At 71.6% G+C, this 16,416-nt stretch carries 18 protein-coding genes and 1 tRNA gene; 12 read left to right on the forward strand and 7 right to left on the reverse strand.

Features of this window, described 5'->3' with window-relative positions; translation table 11 throughout:
• From AB0958_RS09925 to cutA, 8 genes are all read left to right on the forward strand, one after another.
• Complete coding sequence (locus tag AB0958_RS09925; protein ID WP_366889858.1) at nt 1-240, forward strand: hypothetical protein; 240 nt, start codon at nt 1-3, stop codon at nt 238-240.
• A gap of 61 nt (nt 241-301) precedes the next feature.
• On the forward strand, nt 302-1,147 hold the full coding sequence (locus AB0958_RS09930; protein WP_366889860.1) for a C1 family peptidase: 846 nt from the start codon (nt 302-304) through the stop codon (nt 1,145-1,147).
• A gap of 2 nt (nt 1,148-1,149) precedes the next feature.
• Complete coding sequence (locus AB0958_RS09935; protein ID WP_366889861.1) at nt 1,150-1,392, forward strand: hypothetical protein; 243 nt, start codon at nt 1,150-1,152, stop codon at nt 1,390-1,392.
• Between the two features lie 2 nt (nt 1,393-1,394).
• Nucleotides 1,395-2,201, forward strand: a complete 807-nt coding sequence (locus AB0958_RS09940) for an N-acetylmuramoyl-L-alanine amidase (RefSeq protein WP_366889863.1) — start codon at nt 1,395-1,397, stop codon at nt 2,199-2,201.
• A 15-nt stretch (nt 2,202-2,216) separates the two neighbouring features.
• On the forward strand, nt 2,217-2,486 hold the full coding sequence (locus AB0958_RS09945; RefSeq protein WP_359358748.1) for a hypothetical protein: 270 nt from the start codon (nt 2,217-2,219) through the stop codon (nt 2,484-2,486).
• A complete protein-coding gene (locus AB0958_RS09950) occupies nt 2,486-2,911 on the forward strand; it encodes a hypothetical protein (RefSeq protein ID WP_366889865.1) in 426 nt (141 codons plus the stop codon). Before AB0958_RS09945 ends, AB0958_RS09950 begins: the two co-directional genes overlap by 1 nt.
• Nucleotides 2,911-3,180, forward strand: a complete 270-nt coding sequence (locus AB0958_RS09955; RefSeq protein WP_366889866.1) for a hypothetical protein — start codon at nt 2,911-2,913, stop codon at nt 3,178-3,180. Before AB0958_RS09950 ends, AB0958_RS09955 begins: the two co-directional genes overlap by 1 nt.
• 71 nt (nt 3,181-3,251) lie before the next feature.
• Entirely contained in the window at nt 3,252-3,575 is a 324-nt protein-coding gene (gene cutA, locus AB0958_RS09960) for a divalent-cation tolerance protein CutA (RefSeq protein WP_366889867.1), read from the forward strand.
• Here cutA and AB0958_RS09965 read toward each other — a convergent pair.
• On the reverse strand, nt 3,572-4,855 hold the full coding sequence (locus AB0958_RS09965) for a helix-turn-helix transcriptional regulator (protein WP_366889868.1): 1,284 nt from the start codon (nt 4,853-4,855) through the stop codon (nt 3,572-3,574). The two genes, cutA and AB0958_RS09965, sit on opposite strands and share 4 nt — an antisense overlap.
• Before the next feature lie 160 nt (nt 4,856-5,015).
• On the opposite strand from AB0958_RS09965, the gene AB0958_RS09970 reads away from it, so the two are divergent.
• Nucleotides 5,016-5,384, forward strand: a complete 369-nt coding sequence (locus AB0958_RS09970) for a hypothetical protein (protein WP_366889869.1) — start codon at nt 5,016-5,018, stop codon at nt 5,382-5,384.
• Nucleotides 5,381-5,569 (forward strand): hypothetical protein, encoded by a 189-nt coding sequence (locus AB0958_RS09975; protein WP_359358894.1) that lies wholly within the window; start codon nt 5,381-5,383, stop codon nt 5,567-5,569. Before AB0958_RS09970 ends, AB0958_RS09975 begins: the two co-directional genes overlap by 4 nt.
• A gap of 74 nt (nt 5,570-5,643) precedes the next feature.
• On the opposite strand, the gene AB0958_RS09980 is transcribed toward AB0958_RS09975, so the two are convergent.
• The 6 genes from AB0958_RS09980 to AB0958_RS10005 all read right to left on the reverse strand — a co-directional run bounded on the left by AB0958_RS09980 (nt 5,644) and on the right by AB0958_RS10005 (nt 14,273).
• Nucleotides 5,644-5,871 (reverse strand): helix-turn-helix transcriptional regulator, encoded by a 228-nt coding sequence (locus tag AB0958_RS09980; protein WP_359358891.1) that lies wholly within the window; start codon nt 5,869-5,871, stop codon nt 5,644-5,646.
• Between the two features lie 336 nt (nt 5,872-6,207).
• A tRNA-Lys gene (locus AB0958_RS09985) sits at nt 6,208-6,280 on the reverse strand.
• Between the two features lie 99 nt (nt 6,281-6,379).
• Complete coding sequence (locus tag AB0958_RS09990; protein WP_366889870.1) at nt 6,380-7,894, reverse strand: amino acid permease; 1,515 nt, start codon at nt 7,892-7,894, stop codon at nt 6,380-6,382.
• Between the two features lie 48 nt (nt 7,895-7,942).
• The gene (locus tag AB0958_RS09995; protein ID WP_366889872.1) at nt 7,943-11,041 is read right to left on the reverse strand and encodes a VCBS repeat-containing protein; all 3,099 of its coding nucleotides are present in this window, start codon (nt 11,039-11,041) and stop codon (nt 7,943-7,945) included.
• A 163-nt stretch (nt 11,042-11,204) separates the two neighbouring features.
• Nucleotides 11,205-13,406, reverse strand: a complete 2,202-nt coding sequence (locus tag AB0958_RS10000) for a DEAD/DEAH box helicase (RefSeq protein ID WP_366889874.1) — start codon at nt 13,404-13,406, stop codon at nt 11,205-11,207.
• A 336-nt stretch (nt 13,407-13,742) separates the two neighbouring features.
• A complete protein-coding gene (locus AB0958_RS10005; protein ID WP_366889875.1) occupies nt 13,743-14,273 on the reverse strand; it encodes a hypothetical protein in 531 nt (176 codons plus the stop codon).
• A 218-nt stretch (nt 14,274-14,491) separates the two neighbouring features.
• On the opposite strand from AB0958_RS10005, the gene AB0958_RS10010 reads away from it, so the two are divergent.
• Nucleotides 14,492-14,842, forward strand: coding sequence for a metallopeptidase family protein (locus AB0958_RS10010; RefSeq protein WP_358971237.1), 351 nt, complete (start codon nt 14,492-14,494; stop codon nt 14,840-14,842).
• Between the two features lie 69 nt (nt 14,843-14,911).
• Nucleotides 14,912-16,372 carry a metallophosphoesterase gene (locus AB0958_RS10015; protein ID WP_366889876.1) on the forward strand — a complete coding sequence of 487 codons (1,461 nt, stop codon included), beginning with the start codon at nt 14,912-14,914 and terminating at the stop codon, nt 16,370-16,372.
• Nucleotides 16,373-16,416 lie beyond the last annotated feature (44 nt).

Consider the following 16,416-nt stretch of genomic DNA (forward strand, 5'->3'; position numbering starts at 1 on the left):
ATGCCTCTCGATCCTCCTCAGACATCGACCAGCGACACCACGTGGGTCATCAACGGCCGTCTCAACCCGAATTCCGTGACCGCCTTTCAGGTGAGCATCACCACCGAAGGTCCGGCCACCGAAGCCGAGGGCGACGCCCTGCTCCAGGCCCTCGTCGACCTGCTCAGCCCGAAGTACACCGGCGTGACCGGCACCAAGGGCTATACCGCCTACACCACCCGGAACATGACGCCCAGCTGATTCCGCCCCCCCCGCCCGCGCCCCGGCCCCCGAGGCGCTTTTTTCATGCCCTGGAGGGCAGTTGCAAGTCACCCACCTCCCTGAGACGCACAACCGGGCCTACCGGCTCGGCCGGCACGTCGAGCACGACCCGCGCAGCCTGCGGTACGCGCACGGCGTGCTGCCCAAGTCGGCCATCAAGTCCGTGGAGTGGACCCGCCGGATCCCGATCCTCGACCAGGGCAGCCTCGGCTCCTGCACGGGCAACGCGGGCACCGGCATCCTCGGCACCGACTCCGCCGGCCGCACCGCCTCCACCAAGGTCACCATCACTCCGGCCGGGGCCGCCGCCTCGCACGGCGTGTTCGTGGCCGGGACGTATGACCTCGACGAGGCGTTCGCGGTCTGCCTGTACAAGCTGGCGACGATCCTCGACGGGATCTCCGGCCAGTACCCGCCCACCGACACCGGCTCGACCGGGCTCGGCGTCGCGAAGGCACTGAAGGCCCTCGGCCTCGCCGGGTCGTACACGCACGCGTTCTCGATCGCCGCCCTCAACTCGGCGCTCCAAACCGGCCCGGTGATGATCGGCATCGAGTGGCTGAAGTCGATGTTCGACACGGCGACCGACGGCCGGATCCTCCTCGACCGGGCGTCCGGCGTCGCGGGCGGCCACGAACTAGAGCTCTCCAAGTACGACGCGACCACGGGCGAGTACTGGGTTCCGAACTCCTGGAACACCTCGTGGGGTGACGCCGGGTGGGGCTACCTGACCACCGCGGACCTGACGTGGCTGCTCTCCCAGCAGGGCGACGTGACGGTGCCCGCACTCTCCGGCTCACCCACACCGGCCCCGGGCCCGACCGCACCGTCGGGCGCCCAGGTCGCGGCCGCCGTCCGCAGCACCCTCGACGGACTGGGGGTCTGACCATGGACGGCCGTCACCCGAGCACCAAGCACCTGCTCAAGTACTTCGAGTACAGCCACCTCCCCGAGCGACTCCAGGCGTTCAGCGCCCCGTTCGCCGAGCTGGCCCACGACGTCACTGGCTATCTGCCCGACGGGCCCGAGCTGACGGCCGGCCTACGGAAGCTGCTGGAGGCGAAGGACTGCATCGTCCGTGCCGCAGTCGACCAGATGCGCGACGAGGCCAACACCGGAGAGGAATCCTGACCATGGCACTTATGCCCGGGGCCACCTTCATAGGCCCCACCCCGAACAAGCGCGTGGACGGAATGGTCGAGGTCCGCGGCCTCGTCCTCCACATCCAGGAGGGCACCGAGGCCGGGTCGGAGGCCTGGTTCAAGAACCCGGCCTCGCAGGCCTCCTCGCACTTCCTCAACCCGAAGGCCGGTGGCCTGCGCCAGCTCGTCGACACGAAGGACCGTGCCTGGGCAGAAGCCGACGGCAACGCCCACTGGGTCAGCGTCGAGAACGAGGGATACGCCGGCGACAAGCTGACCGCCAGCCAGCTGGAGAACGCCGCGCAGCTGCTCGCGTGGCTGCACAAGACCTACAGCGTCCCCCTGGAGTCGACGGACGACCCCAACGGGAAGGGACTGGGCTGGCACGGCATGGGTGGGGCCGCGTGGGGCGGCCACACCGGATGCCCCGGCGACCCCATCAAGGCGCAGCGCGCGGCGATCATCGCGCGGGCCGAGCAGATCCTCGGCCTCGACCAGAAGCCGAAGGTCAGCCTCGCGCACGTGGTGTACGCCGCCCAGCACGACCCGCAGGCCGCCCAGGGCCACACCACGTACAAGGGCGAAGTGCTGCTCGTCGAAAAGGCGTTGCAGGCTGAGGGCCTGCTGGCCGCGCAGTACGTCGACGGCAGTTTCGGCACCAGGACCGTCGGCGCCTACGCCCGCTGGCAGCGCTCGGCGGCCGGTGGCGGCTTCACCGGGACCGCAGCGGACGGCGTGCCCGGCAAGACCTCCCTCAAGCTGCTCGCCGCCAGGCACAACTTCACCGTCACCGACTGATCCGAGAGGAACACCATGACCGACATCAACCTGCCGGGGGACGCCCAGACCGTCCTGAAGACGGCGGCCACCTACGGCAAGGACCTCGCCGAGCGCACCCTCGCCACCGCAGTCGTGGCGGCCGGCGGCGTCGCCGTGGCCGCGGGCCCCGCCGACATGTTCCACGCCTCCTTCTGGGAGACCATGGCCACCGCTGGTATCGCCGCGGCGCTCACCCTCCTCAAGGGGATGGCCGCCAGAGCGTTCGGTACGAAGAACTCGGCGAGCCTCGTCAAGGGCGTCTGATGTGGAGCGCGGCGGCGCGGCGGTTCTCCCACCGCCGCGCCTTCCTCATCGTCGTCGGCCTCGGCTGGGCTCTGTACGGGCGCCTCGGCATCGTCGGCAACCCGAGGTACGGCACCGCGCGTGGCCTCTCCGATGTCACCCAGTACGTGCCGTTGGACGTTCTCGGCTGGATGTGGGTGGCCTGCGGTGCCGTCGCTCTGCTGGCCGGACTGGTCGTCCACTGCCCGCGCGTGCAGGCCCTCGGCTACGTGGCGCTCGCGGTGCCGGCCGGGCTGTGGGCGGGCGCGTTCGCCGCGTCAGCGGCCACGTCCTACCCGGAAGCTGTCGGATCCGCGTGCGGATGGGGGGCGTACACGATCGGCCTGGTACTGGTCTCCGGCATGGACGACCCGCTGCCGCCGCAGCTGAGAAAGAAGGGCCGCTGATGGACTGGGGAGCAGTGGCCGGAGGCGCGGCCTCGATAGTGGTCGGCGCGCTGGCCTGGACGCAGAGCCGATCAACGAACCGGCGCAGTGACTTCCTGGCCATCACCGACCGGCTCGACAAGGAACTGAAGGTGGAGCGCACCCAGCGGAAACTGCTGACCCGCGCCTACCTGGACATCTGGGGGTGGGCCAAGCGGGTCGGCCCGGACACCCCGGCCGGGCCCGCGCCCGAGCCGCCGGCCGAACTCGACCTCACACCCTGGCAGTGAACAGCGGCCCCGCTCTCCTTCGGGAGGGCGGGGCCGCTTTCGTGCGTCCCGGGGTCGGTAGCCTCACGGGCATGGCTGACTACTTGACCGTCTCCACTGCCACCGAGACCCGCGAGCAGGCCGTTGCCCTCGCCCAGTCCGCGGTCCGCGCCCGGCTCGCCGCGGGTGCCCAGATCATCGGTCCGGTGACGTCGGTGTTCTGGCACGCCGGGGAGTTCGGCACCAGCGAGGAGTACCAGCTGCTCCTGAAGACCACCGGCGCCCGCTACCCGGAGCTGGAGGGACACCTCCTCGAGCACCATCCCTGGGACAACCCGGAGGTCTGCGCGACCGAGATCGTGCGGGGTGCGGCCGGATGCCTGGACTGGATCGACCGCTCCACCACCGCCGACTAGGCCGTCCGCTCCACCAGTTCGGCCACCGCCGGCACCGCGCCGTACTTAAGGGCGAGCGCGGACACCACCTGCCCGATGCGCTGACGGGGCCGGGCGGATGCCACCCCGTCGGCCAGTTCCAGGGCCCGGCCTGCCACTCGCGCGGCCTCTTCGACCTCACCGGCCGTCGTGTACGCCTCGGCGAGCCACGTCGAGTACAGGGAGGCGTCCCGGGCGTGTGCATCGTCGAACGCGCCGAGGCCGCGGACCAGGTGGGGCACCGCGCGCAGCGGCCGCCGCAGCTCCGTCCAGCAGCGGCCCGCCATGATGTCCAGCTCGACCTGGTCCACCCACGCCGACCACGCGGGCTGCGGGTCGCTGGCGTCGTCCGCGCCGAGCGCGGCCCGCGCCTCGGCGAGCGCCGCCTCGGTGCCGGCCGCGTCTCCGGCCACGGCCCGGGCCCACGCGCATCGCTCCCACAGCAGCGCGCGCACGGTGGCCGGGGTGTTCCCGGTGATCGCCTCACAGGAATGCGCCGCTATGGCGGCGGCGGCCCGCGGGTCGGCGCCCGTCGCCTGGTAGGCGAGGTACGCGAGCGCGTTGCGGGCGAGGTCCTCGGCGCCCGCGTCCTCGGCCGCTGACCGGCTCTCGCGGTACAGGCTCACCGCCTCCCGCTCGCGGCCTCCGTCGAACGCCGCCCATCCGGCCTGCTGCGCCTGCTCGGCGCCCAGCGCCAGGAGCTGGCGGCCGACGTCCTCGCTGTAGCTGCTGGTCCGCAGGATGCGTCTCGTCCGCTGGTACTCGGTCGCGTACAGCCGGTACGTGTCGCCGCCGCCGAGGACGTCATCGAGGCGCCGCAGCCGGTTGGTTCGCTCACGCAGGCGGGCAACCGTGCCCGCGTCGGCACGCTGCGGTACGGACGGCGGGAGCACGTCGGGCAGGGTCGCGGCCAGCCCGACGGCGCCGGCGGCGAGGACGTCCCGGCGCCGGATGGCCGCCGTGTCGACAGTCGTCTCCCACGGGCGGGGTGCGAGCCCGACCATGTGCCCCGGCACTCGTAGAGCGTCCGCGATGGCGGCGATCTTGTCGTAGCTTTCGACGCGGCCCCGGCCGCGGGCGAGGGAGCCGACCCGTTCGGGCTTGATGCCGCACTCGGCGGCCAGCCGGTGGTAGCTGACGCCGGTGTGCTGCCGGGCGAGACGGAAGACGGTCCCGAAGTCGTGGGCGCGCAGGGCCTCGGCCATCACGGGTAGTTCGAGGACGGCGGCCGGTAGGGCGGTGGGCGGCTGGATCGCCGGCACAGGGTCCCCCGTTCATGGCGGGCCGCCTGTTACTCGGGGTGTACCCATGATGGGTATACCCGTCGAGGGGATGGCAGCCGTGGTGCAGAAGCGGATCGTTGGCTGAAAACCCCGGCGGCCGCGCGAACGGCCCCGGGTGTGGCCGACGCCTGGAGTCGACATGACCGAGAGTACGCAGACTGATACACCCCCGGCCAGCCCCCGCACGCACGGGTGGTGCCACTGGCACAAGGGCCTTGGCGAAGACGTCCAGCTGGTCCAGGTTGTCGAGGCAGGGTCGGGCCCAGGGTGGTCCTTCTACGCCTGCCACCGGTGCCGCGACCAGCACAATCTCGTCCCGCTCACCGACCAGCCGGGAGAGACGCCGGAGCCCGCTCCGGCGAAAGCAGCGCTGTTCGCGCTCGGCGACCACTCCATCAGCTGTCCCACGTGCAAGCCGAAGTGGGAGGGCGACAAACCGGTGCACCAGGAGTGCGCCGAGGCAGACCGGCTGTACCGGCTGTACCGGGCGGAGGTGCGAGCGTCGTGACGGACCCTACGAAGCAGGTCGAGCAAGCTGACGGGTCGGGCTACCGCGCGGCCGGCCTGTGCGCCGACGCGCATTCCAGTGGGACCCGGTGCACGCGCAGCGCGTCCGACCACCACGGCCCGGGCGAGCACGGCAACCCCTACATACGCAGCGGGGCCACCGACGCCATCGGCCTGCGCTGGTAGAGCTCCGGTCCCGGGGTGCCGACGCTCCGGGGCCGGACCGGCGGCCGCCCTGCCACCCCCGTCGGGGCGGCCGCTCAGCGCACCAGCTCGGCGAGAGGTACGCCGATGACGTCGGAGATGCGTAGGAGCGTGTTGATCGTGGCGTTCCGGGTGCCGGCCTCGATGAGGACGATGGATGGCCGGTCGAGGCCGATGCGGTTGGCGACTTCTTCTTGAGTCAGCTTGGCCGCCTCGCGTGCGACCCGGATCTTCTCGCCGATGGCCCGGCGGCGCGGGAGCAGCGGATCGGGTCGAGCAGGCACCCGACCAAGCTCCACTGGTCAAGATCGAATGTCTGTAGGTTAAAACCTACATCGCAGGACAGACGTCGTTTGCGGCGCTCACGCACGCTCACGCAACCGACACCCACAAACCTGCCGAGGCGTTGGGGCTACGGCTCTGGAGAGGCGCCGAGGCAGGCCGGGCGGTCACCCCCACGGGGTGGCCGCCCGCGCTGCATTCGGGGCGCCCGAAGGCCCCGGCCACCAGCCATGATCGTCTGCATTTCGGTTGAGCTTTGGCTGAGCTGACGATCTTGGAGGGGTCCCAAAACGGACTCGCCCCCAGCTCGAAGTACGTCTGAGCTGGGGGCGTTTCGGTAGGCCGTGTGGGACTCGAACCCACAACCAATGGATTAAAAGTCCACTGCTCTGCCAATTGAGCTAACGGCCCAGGCGATGTTGCCTCCCCGAGCATAGCCGGACGGAGCCGTGTCGCCGATCGGGTATCGGAGTCACGGCCGCGTCGGGTGGCGGAAGTGGGCCCGGAGCGTCAGAGATCGACCAGTTTGGCGGTGTCCTCGTGGCGTGCTCTGTCCGGGCTGAGGAACCAGTGGCGGGCCGAGACCTGCCACCAGACCGCGGCGAAGCCGAGGACCACGAGGACGGCGACCGGGGCGTAGTTGAAGGTCTCCCAGGTGACCGGGGAGACCTGCGGGAGCATGAAGAGAACGGTGATGACGACGACCCACGTCACCGAGATCACGCCGATCACCAGCGACCAGCGGCCCAGGTGCCAGGGCCCTCGCTCGAACGCGTCGCCCTTGCGCACCCGCAGCAGCGTCGGGATCACGTACGCCACGTACAGGCCGATCACCGCGATCGACGTCACGGCGGCGTAGGCCGTGTAGTTGATCAGGTAGGGCAGGCCCAGGACGAGCGCGGCGACGGCCGCGAGCCAGACCGCCGCCACGGGGGTGCGGGTACGCGGGCTGACCGTGTGCCAGACGCGGGAGAAGGGCAGCGCCCCGTCGCGCGAGAAGGCGTAGATCATGCGGCTGTTGGCCGTCACCGACGCCATCCCGCAGAAGAGCTGGGCGCCGATCACGACCAGGAGGAGGAGTTTGCCGGTCGTCGCGCCGAGCGCGTCCAGGAGGATCTGCGCCGGGGGCGCGCCCGTCGGCGACTTCAGCTCCTTGTCGTAGGACTGGATCGCGAACGTGAAGCCGAGGAGGAGGACGAAGCCGGCTATCCACGACGTCCAGATCGAGCGGACGATGCCCTTGGGGCCCGCCGTCGACGCGTCGTGGGTCTCCTCGGTCATGTGCGCCGAGGCGTCGTAACCGGTGAAGGTGTACTGCGCCATCAGCAGGCCCAGGAGGACGACGTACGGGCCGCTGCTCCAGCCCGTCTCGTTCACGAACTTCGTGAAGACGAAGGACGCCGACTGATGGTGGTCGGGCACGAAGGTCAGCGCGCCGACGATCACCAGGACGCCGACCACGTGCCACCACACGCTGACGCTGTTCAGGATGGCGACGATGCGGACGCCGAAGGTGTTGAGGAGGCCGTGCAGGACCAGGATCGCCGCGAAGAGGAGGATCGTGCGGCCAGGGGTGACGGTGAAGTCGAACTGGAGGTTCAGGTACGCGCCCAGGAAGGACGCGGCGCCGAAGTCGATTCCTGCCGTCACCGCCACCTGGCCCAGCACGTTGAACCAGCCCGTGAACCACGCCCAGGCCGCGGCCGAGCGGGGCGGGGCCAGGCGGTGGGCCCAGAAGTAGAGGCCCGCCGAGGTGGGATAGGCGGAGCAGATCTCGGCCATCGACAGGCCCACGAAGAGGGTCATCAGGCCCACGGCCACCCAGCCCCAGGTGATCACCGCGGGGCCACCGGTGATCATGCCGAAGAGGTAGAGGGTGAGACAGCCGGAGAGGACCGAGATGATCGTGAACGAGACGGCGTAGTTCGAGAACGCCGACATACGGCGGGCCAGGACCTGGGTGTAGCCGAGCTGGGCCAGCCGCTCCTCGTCGGAGAGCGGCGTGCCTGTCGCGTCATCTGTCATGCCCCCAGCGATTCCCTCGCCGAGGGCGTGACATGCATCACAACTTGGCTAGAAAATGCCCTTGTAGCCCTGCCAACCCGTCGCGATCTTCACCCGCGCCGCGAACGTCCCCCTGCCGGTGCCGGACAGCCGGTACAGGTTCCCGGCCGTGTCGCGCGCGACCAGGTCGTTCTTCCCGTCCCCCGTGATGTCCCCGACTCCCACGAGCGCGTTGTACGACGCGCCCCACCCGGTGGCGATCCGCACCCGGCCGCCGAAGCCGCCCCTGCCGGTGCCGTAGTACCGGTACAGGTTGTTCGCCCGGTCCTGCGCGACCAGGTCCCCGATGCCGTCGCCGTTCAGGTCCCCGGCGCCGACGACCTTCTTGTACGTCTTCCAGTTGCCGTACAGCTGCGCGCGTGCGGAGAGCCTGCCCGTGCCGGTCGTCCGGTACAGGTACACCGCGCCGGTGGCGGCGTTGCGGGCGAGCAGGTCGGGGCGGCCGTCGCCGGTGACGTCACCGGGCGAAGTGAGCACGTCGTACTGGTTCCAGCCGCTCGTGCCGAGGTTCCAGGACCCCGTCGACGGGGTGAGTGCCGCGCCGCAGGCGGGCAGGTACGCGCGCAGCGCACCGCTGGGCAGGCGCACCAGCACATCGTTGCAGCGGTCCTCGTTCAGGTCGCCGAACGGCACGGCGACGGTTTTCGTCGCCCAGCCGTTCCCGGAGACCTTCCCGGCGAAGCCGCCCGTGCCCGTCCCCTTCTGGAAGGTCAGCGTGCCCGAGGAGTTGAGCGTGAGCAGATCACCGAAGCCGTCCGCGCCCACGTGGTCGCGCCGCACCGGAGTCCCCGCCTCGATCCGCACCGAACCGGTCACCTGGAGCGGCGCCCCGGCTCCGTCGGCGGGGGTGACGGACAGCGTCCATGTGTACGCCCCGTTCGGCACCGGCACGTCTCCGGGCGCCTTCCGGTCCATCGCGAACCAGCCCACCGTCAGCGCGCCTCGCGTCTCACCCCCGTCCGCCGTGTCGACGACCTCGCCGGTCGCCTTGGAGCGCACGGTGAGCTTCCAGCCGGACGCCGGCTTCGACAACAGCATGCTCGTCAGCGTGTCCGGCGTCGTGTCGACCGTGCGCGGGGCGACGGTCGTCGCGCTCTGCGCGGGCGCGAGCAGCCGCAGCGGCTGCTCGGACACCCCGGACGGTACGAGATGGATCTGCTCCTCACCGTCCACATAGGCCGCGTTCGCCCCGGACTCGTCGACGGTCCAGCGCACGTCCCGCTGCGAGACGCCGGTGTCGGGCAGGTCGCCGACGACCCGGCTGACGGGAGTCCCGTCGGCGACGGTCGTCAGCACCAGCTTCCCGGCCGCCTTGTCGTGCGTGACGAGGAATCCGTCCCCGAGCTTGGCCTCGTCGCCCGGGACGGGCACCGACTTCTTCGCCGTACGGTCGTAGACCCCGGCCGTGGCGCCGCAGTTCCAGTACAGGTAACGGCCGTTCGCCTGGAGTTCGGTGGGCGCGCAGCCGCCGTCGTCGAGGGTGAGCGTCTCGACGGTCCGCTTCGCCGCCAGGTCGTACGCGCCGACCTGCCCGGGGGTCGTGGCACTCGCCGTCCAGAGCAGATCGCCGGAGAGGGCGGCGGCGCCGGTGGTACGGGTGACCTTGGGGCCCGCGCTGTCGCCGATCTTGTAGACGTACTGCTGGGTGTCGGTGGTGTAGAGGACGTACTCGCCGGAGACGTCGGTGATCCGGCCGCCGGCGGGGACGCCGTCTTCCCAGAAGGAGTACCGGGCGGGGCCGTTCGCCCGGAGCCGGTCATGGGCGCCGGTGCCGCGCTCCAGCCACACCGTTCGGCCCGTGGCCGTACCGAACAGCTGCGAGCAGCCGACGTCCGTCGCCGGGCAACTGCTCAGCAGCACGTCCGGGCCGTCGTAGTTCGAGCGTGCGCCGTACGTGGGCGTACCGGTCGCGGCGACGGTACGGCCGAAGGTGTCGCGCCCTCCGTAGTAGCTGTTGTCCGCCTCCACCAGCCGCCCCTGGTCCAACGACAGCCCCTGGATCGGGTACGGCGGTCTCGGCAGCGCCTTGGCCTCGGTGGCGACCGGCCTGCCGTCGGCGCCGGCGGTGATGTGCCTCACCCCCCAGTCGTCGGCGCCGGATCCGCCGACCACGACCGCCGTGCCGTCCGGGCCGACGGACAGTCCGCTGTTCGAGGCGGCGAGCAGGGTGACCGGGGCACCGCCCGCGATCGGTACGGCCGTGACCTGTCCCCGGCCGCCCGGCTGGTGGACGAGCCAGTCGCCCACGACCGCAAGGCCGCCGGACGACACGGCGGAGTCGAGGGTCACCGCGACCGGCTCCGCCGTGAGGTCGGCGCGGGAGTAGACGTACGCGGTGGTGGCGCTGCCGCCGGCGTAGACCACGATGTGGTCGGGCGAGAGCCTGATGCCGAGGTTGGTGCCGGAGGGCAGGGCGGACGTCCAGCCCTCGACCTGGCCGGACTTCGGGTCGACCACGGCCAGGACGGGGGAGCCGTTCAGTGTGGCCCGGAAGACGAACCCGTCCGCGTCCCCGCGCACCGGCCCGCCGATGACCATGCCCTCGGGAGCTCCGCCCACGATCACCTCGTTGGTGGTGCCGTCGGCGCCGGGGGTCAGCAGCCGCTTGACCCTGGTGGTGGTGCCGTCCGTGGCGGTGACGGTCTGGTTCGTGGCGACCGTGGTGCCGAAGACGCCGTAGAGCGACTGGCCCGAGGGCATCCGGACGGTGCTGGTGGTGCCGTCGACCGCGTTCCACAGGTCGATGCGCCCGTCGCCGCCGTGCACGTAGGCGAGGACATCGCTGCCGGTGCCCCTGTTGTAGAACGTGCTGTCGCCCATGGCCGACGGCGTGTCGAAGGACTCGCCGTCCGAGTACCGCGTCCAGACCGCGCGTGAGTGGCCCTCCAGCTGGTGGAAGACGCCCTGCGTCCCCGCGCCGTCCCCACCGGACATGGGGTTGGTGTAGAGGAGGGAGGCCGTGAGGTTCGAGCTGCGGTAGGTGGCCGGTACGACCGTCTCCTGCGCGGTGCCGACCGCGACAGCGGTCCCCACCGGACCGGCGACGGTGACGAGCGCGGCGGACGCGGCGACCGCGACCGCCGCGGACACGAAGGCGTGGCGAGCCAAGGTGATGAATCCTCCCCGTGCGGAAGAAGGGACGCACGCCGCTCGGTTTCCCGCCCCCGGCTGTCATGTCCCCTCTGAAGTGAGCCGATCATAGTCCCGGACACGACTGAGCGCCGCGCCCCTCCGGAGAGGGACGCGGCGCTCAGTCGTGTGTCACGGAACGTCAGCCGTTGCGCTTCCAGCGCGGCTTGTCGTCGCGGCGCCCGAAGGAACCGGAGGACGAACCACGGTGGTCGTCACGACGGCCGTACGGGCGGTCGTGGCCGGGGCGGTCGTGGCCGCCGCTGCGGAAGCCGGGGCGGTCGTCGCGGCGGTCGCGGTTGAACGGACGGTCGCTGCCACGGTGGCCACCGCGCTCGTCCCGGCGGAAGCCGCCACGGTCGTCACGGCGCTCGAACGAACGGCCACCGCGGTCGTCACGGTCGCGGTCGAAGGAACGGCCACCGCGGTCGCCGCCACGGTCGTCGCGGCGCTCGAAGGAACGGCCCCCACGGTCGTCACGGCGGTCGTCGCGGCGCTCGAAGGAACGGCCCCCGCGGTCGCCGCCACGGTCGTCACGGCGGTCACGGTTGAACGGACGGTCGGTGCGGTCGCGGTCCCGGTCGAAGGAGCGGCCGCCACGGTCGTCACGGCGGTCGTCACGCCGCTCGAAACCGCGCTCGCGGTTGTCGCGGCGCTCGAAGGGACGGCCACCACGGTCGTCCCGACGCTCGAAGCCACGGTCGCGGTCACGGTTGAACGGACGGTCACCACGGTCGAAGGAGCGGCCACCACGGTCGTCACGGCGGTCGCGGTCGAAGCCGCGGTCCCGGCCGTCCCGGGCGTCGCGCGCCGCCGGGACCTCCGGCTGCGCCTCCACCACGGTCTCCTCGGCCACCACGGTCACAGCCTCGGCCTCGGCCTGCGCCTCGGCGACCGCGGTCTGCGGGTCGTCGCCGCGCTCGCGCGCGGCCCGGGCGACCAGACGGTCGGCCTCCTCGCGCAGCTCGGCGGCCCGGCGCTGCGCCCGCTCCAGCTCCTTGGTGAGCTGGGCGACCTCGCGCTCGGCCTGCTGCGCCGCGTTGCCCGCGGACTCGGCCTGGACCTCGGTCATCGAACGGGCACCGGTGATCTCGGCGACCTCGGGCTCGAAGGCCGTACCGGAGTTGATGATGTGACGCCCGGCGTCGACGCCCGCGTCCTCCATCAGCCGGAAGATCTGGCGCCGCTGGTGCGGGAGGGAGAGCGACACGACGGTGCCGGTGCGGCCGGCCCGGGCGGTGCGGCCCGCGCGGTGCAGGTAGTCCTTGTGGTCACCGGCCGGGTCGACGTTGAGGACCAGGTCGATGCCGTCGACGTGGATACCGCGGGCGGCGACGTCGGTGGCGACGAGGACGTTGACGTACCCGTCCTTGAAGTCGGCGAGGGTGCGGGTCCGGGCGCCCTGGGTCATGCCGCCGTGCAGCGCGTCGGCCTTCACACCGGAGTCACGCAGCTGCTCGGCGACGCGGTCGGCGCCCAGCTGGGTGCGGACGAAGATGATCGTGCGGCCCTTGCGGGAGGCGATCGCGGCGGTGACCGGCGCCTTGTCCTTGGGCTTCACGATCAGGATGTGGTGCGACATGGTCGTGACGTTGCCCTGGGCGCTGTCGACCTCGTGCGTGACGGGGTTGCTCAGGTAGCGCTTGACCAGCGTGGAGATCTCGTTCTCCATGGTGGCCGAGAACAGCATGCGCTGGCCGCCGGCCGGGACCTGGTCGAGCAGCTCGGTGACCTCGGGCAGGAAGCCCAGGTCGGACATCTGGTCGGCCTCGTCGAGGACGGTGATCTGGACGTCCTCCAGGGAGCAGGCGCCGCGGTTGATGATGTCGCGGAGACGGCCCGGGGTGGCGACGAGGACGTCGACGCCGCGCTCCAGGGCGTAGATCTGGTTGCCCATGGACGTACCGCCGCAGACGACCTTCATCTTCAGGCCGAGGACGTCGCCGTAGGGCTGGAGCGCGTCGGCGACCTGCATCGCCAGCTCGCGCGTGGGGGTGAGGATGACGGCACGCGGCCGCTTCTTCTCGGTGTGGCCGCCGGCCAGCGTGGCCAGGGTGGGCAGACCGAAGGAGAGGGTCTTGCCGGAGCCGGTGCGGCCGCGGCCGAGGATGTCCTTGCCGACCAGGGCGTCCGGGATGGTCGCGGCCTGGATCGGGAAGGGGGTGGTCACGCCGTTCTGTGCGAGCTTGCGCACGACGCCCTCGGGGAGGCCGAGGTCGGCGAAGGTGGTCTGGGGGGTGGTGTCGGTGGTGTCAGCGGCCTCGTCGGAGGCCTTGGTCACCAGGTCGTCGTTCTCGAACTCGTTCTCGGACACGACGAACTGATCAGTACTGGACACGGACATGCGAATGCGAAACCTTCCGGAGTCTCTTCGGCACGCGCCCGTCAACTCCGTGATTCGCTCATGACCGCCTCAATGCGGTCCGCCACGGCAAGGGAGAGTACGCGCCACACGGCGCGCTCTGCGGTGGCGCCGGGCAAATGGGATCAAACGATCTACCACCATACGCACCTACTACCCCCGAAGGCAAACTGAGCCCCGACTTCGCAGCTCAGAGCAGTACAGCCACACGGACCGGACGCGCACGATGACAGACACCAGAACACCGGAACCCGCCCCCTTGTTCCCGCTCTCTTCCCGCTCTTCCAGCCCGCTCTTCCAGCCCGCTCTTCCCGCCCGCTACGCCGGGGTCCCCGCCGCCGGCGCCGGTTCCCGTTGGACGAGCTGCGGTCCCGTCTCCTCGTGTGCCGACGAGGACGGTTCGGCCGACGGCGGGTCGCTCACCGGGGGCGGCGGCGGGGGCGAGGCCGGGGGCGGGGTGGGGGTGACCGCCGGGGGCGTGGGGGACGCCGGGTCGCCCGTCGGCGGCCCGGCGGGCGACCCCGGCGCCACACTCCTGCCCGGCTGCGCCGGCGCGTCCGGTCCCGAGCTGTCGCCGCCCTGCGCGGGCTGCCCGGACGCCGACGCCGACTCCCCCGGCCGCGGCTTCCCCGCGTGCCCCCGCTTCCCGTCGGCCACCGCACCGCCGTACCCCGCGCCGCCCTCACCGGTCACCCCGGAACCCCCGGCGACCGCGTCACCGCCCCGGTGCCCCGCGGAGTGCGACGGCTTGGCCTTCCCCGCGTCGTCGCCCACGTTCACACAACCGGCGGCGGCCGCGACGGCCATCACCGCGACGGCCAGACGGACGGGTACGTTCAAGGGGCGCACGGCGGCCACCTCCGGGGGGAAGTAAGAAGTCGACCTGCCCAACTCCCGCCGCCCGCAAGAGGACACGCTGACCGCGCGCCGGGGACAAACGACCGAAGCATCGCCCCGCCACACGGCCCGCGCCGCCCGGTGCGGCGGTGCCCGAGCCGGGACCGCCGGACCCGAAGCCGGCACCCCGACCCCCACCGCCCGCGCGCTCCGTCCCCGACAATGGCCGTGTGCTGGAGATGACACGCGAAGCGTTCGAGGAACTCGTGAGCGAGGCCCTGGACCGGATCCCACCGGAACTGACCCGGGTGATGGACAACGTCGCCGTGTTCGTCGAGGACGAGCCCCCGGCCGACGACCCGGAGTTGCTGGGCCTGTACGAGGGGACCCCGCTCACCGACCGCGGCGAGTGGTACGCCGGTGTGCTCCCGGACCGCGTCTCGATCTACATGGGCCCCACGCTGCGCTCCTGCGAGACCCCACAGGACGTGGTGCACGAGGTCGCCGTGACCGTGATCCACGAGATCGCCCACCACTTCGGGATCAACGACGAACGCCTTCACGAACTGGGCTGGGGCTGAGCCCGGCCCCGTGACAGGCGGGCCACGAACCGTCGCATACCAACCCCCGAGCCTGGGCATACGGCCCCAATGGCCCGCGTCCGCACCCGAGCCCAAGCCCGTCCGCCCGTCCTGGAACTCGACCCGCACGCACACGAACCGCCCGTCTGGAGCCGCGTCCTCGGCCTGGCGGCGGTCGTCGTCCTGGGCGCCTGGCTGGGCCTCCTGATCGTCGGGAACGTCCGCACCCAGGTCGGCCCGATGGACACCACGATGACCCTGCGCCCCTCCCTCGACGGGGGCACGAAGATCAACGTCTCCCCGCTGGGCGCCCTCTATCTGGACACCCACGCCGGACCGGTCCGTCTCGACGTCAACGTCGACCAGCTGGACCCGGTCCGCTCCCAGGCCCTCGTCGACCACCCCGAGCGTCTCGCCGGACTCCAGGACGAGGTCGCCCACGACGTCGAACACGGCACCCTCGACCTGGCCGAACGCTCCTGCGTCGCCGTGGTCGCCGGCGCCACCGCCCTCGGCCTCGCTGTCTACCGCCGCCCGCGCCGCGCCCTGGCCGCCGGCGGCCTCGCCCTGGCCCTGCTCGCCACGTCCGGCGCGACCGCGTACGCCACCTGGAACCCCGAGTCGGTCCTGGAACCGAGGTTCTCCGGCCTGCTCTCCTCCGCCCCTGCCGTGGTCGGCAACGCGCGCAGCATCGTCACCGAGTTCGACGTCTACCAGAAGGAGCTGGCCCGCCTGGTGACGAACGTGACGAAGCTGTACGACGTCACCTCCACGCTCCCCGCCTACTCGCCCGACCCGGCCACCCTGCGGGTCCTGCACGTCTCCGACATCCACCTCAACCCGGCGAGCTGGAAGATCATCGCGTCCCTGGTGGAGCAGTACAAGGTGAACGTGATCGTGGACTCCGGCGACACCATGGACCACGGCACGGCGGCCGAGAACGGCTTCCTGGACCCGATCAAGGACCTCGGGGTGTCCTACGTCTGGGTCCGCGGGAACCACGACTCCCGCGTCACCCAGCGCTACCTGTCCCGCATGCGGAACGTGCACGTCCTGGACGACGGCCGGGCCGAGACGATCGGCGGTCTGCGCTTCGCCGGTGTCGGCGACCCCCAGTTCACCCCGGACCGCTCGACCGTGCCCGGCGGTGACGCGGCCGAGGAGCGGGCCGGGGACGGCCTGGCCACGGCCCTGCGGGAGCAGCGGGCGGCCGGGACCCCGGTGGACGTGGCGATCGCGCACGAGCCGACGGCGGCCCGGATGACGGACGGCGAGGTACCCCTGGTGCTGGCGGGGCACATCCACCACGAGCAGACGGAGCTGCTGCCGCACGGCACCCGGCTGCGGGTGGAGGGCTCCACGGGCGGCAGCGGGCTGCGCGCCGTGGAGGGCAAGTACCCGGACCCGATCGAGGCCTCGGTCCTCTACTTCGACCGGGACACCCGCCGCCTCCAGGCCTGGGACGCCATCAGGCTGGGCGGTCTGGGCCAGACGACGGCCGAGGTGAGCCGCCACCTCCCGACCACGTGACCGACCGGCGGCTCTCGTCGCCGGAAACCGTTTTGGCGATACTC

This window comes from Streptomyces sp. NPDC006655 (genome assembly GCF_040703965.1).
Lineage (GTDB): Bacteria > Actinomycetota > Actinomycetes > Streptomycetales > Streptomycetaceae > Streptomyces.